The organism is Microcystis sp. M49636_WE2 (assembly GCF_030065375.1).
GTDB lineage: Bacteria > Cyanobacteriota > Cyanobacteriia > Cyanobacteriales > Microcystaceae > Microcystis > Microcystis aeruginosa_C.
Genome location: NZ_JASJFG010000779.1, coordinates 1 through 1475, shown reverse-complemented (window position 1 = coordinate 1475; position 1475 = coordinate 1). Strand labels below are relative to the sequence as shown.

1 protein-coding gene and 1 pseudogene are annotated in these 1475 nt (G+C 40.7%); one reads left to right on the top strand and one right to left on the bottom strand.

The genetic code is table 11. The annotated features are described in order from the left end of the window. Window positions 1–154, top strand: a pseudogene (locus tag PX484_RS17880) (glycerol-3-phosphate 1-O-acyltransferase PlsY); the annotation flags it as partial. 65 nt (window positions 155–219) lie between these two features. Here the strand turns inward: PX484_RS17880 and PX484_RS17875 are convergent. Beyond that, window positions 220–1221 (bottom strand): Npun_R2821/Npun_R2822 family protein, encoded by a 1002-nt coding sequence (locus PX484_RS17875; protein WP_287666913.1) that lies wholly within the window; start codon window positions 1219–1221, stop codon window positions 220–222. Window positions 1222–1475 lie beyond the last annotated feature (254 nt).

Here is a 1475-nt window from a genome sequence, read left to right as displayed (position 1 = left end):
GCTGGTGGTGAATATTTTAATGGTTATTTTAGGTCAACCTCTCCCCTATATTTTATTTAGTTTGATGGGGGGAATCTATGTGATTGTTCGTCATCAGGGTAATATTAAAAGATTGTTGGCAGGGACGGAACCGAAAATAGGTCAGAAAGTATAGCCATCATCGGAATTAGGTTACAGCGTTTCTCCTACAGATGAAGTGTAACCTAATTTGCTATATTATTATTTTCCTAAGCCCAGTTTTCTGGTTACTTTTTGCCAAAAAGTTGGGGTCGGTGGTTGATAGGGTTTGGGACTACCGGTAAATATAGGACGTTGACTAGGTTGGTAGAGATAACGATAGTGTAAGAAAATATCTCGATAGGGAAAATCGAGGTTTTCACCGCTACAAAGTCGAGTGAACAGAGAGGAAGATAAACCAATGTAGTGAAGGTATGTCAAGCGGTTGCCCTTATCGTAAAGAATATTATCTAAAGCCTGAAAATGGGGAGAGGTGACACAGCAGCCGGTGCGTTCTTCTTTAGGCAATTGAAGAGCTAGATTATATATAGGAAAATTTGAGCGCATCATCATATAATTGACGATAGTTTGATCGGGAGCCATCGGATAGAGAATTTCCGCTTCTCCTGCTCGCAATTGTTCTACTAGCCAATCTCGCTGATTTTCATCGAATAAACCAATTTTAGAAGCATAGAAACCCGCACAAAAAATCTCCTTTTCGATACGATCACGGGAAAAAACCTCGAATAATTTTGGTCGAGAAACTTCGTAGACATGAGTGGGATCTTTGTGCTGAAAGTCATAAACAACACAATCGTGCCTATCTAGGATAGCGAAGATTTTATCAACGGCATCGAGTAGCAAGGTGTCCCCATCCATGTAGATAAAACGATCAAAGGGACTATCAAAAGCAATAAAACGGTGGTGCATTCCCATACGATAATATCGGTCAGTGCAACCCGATTTCAACCAACGTTCGCGGGCTTGCGGGTGGCTATCCCAAATCGACTTGGCGAAATTTTCCCAGCGTTCGATAATTTCCTGATTATCAAACAACTGTACGTTAGGACGTTGAGCAATTTCCGCTCTGATCCGTTCGGTGTTGTCATCGTAGGGATAGACACAAACAGGAATATCTTTTCCTCCATTGACCTCGATGCTGTTGAGTAGGGCGACTAATTGATCGTAAACCCGATCATTGGCTAGGGTACAGATACCGTCCATAAGTAATGCCAAGGAAAAAAATCAAAACTTATTATCTTTGCCGTTAGTTTAGCTTATTTTTGTCGATGAATTATAGTCTCAAGTTTCTCACAACAGAAAGACTAACCGATCGACTATACCCAAAACCGATCGATTTAGCGTTTGCGTTTGAGTAATTTAGAAATGCGTCGATTGTACCGCAACCAACGCCAAATTTTAATAACTAATTCCTCCACCCATAAAATAATCGCATCTAATCCCTCTAAAATCCGTTC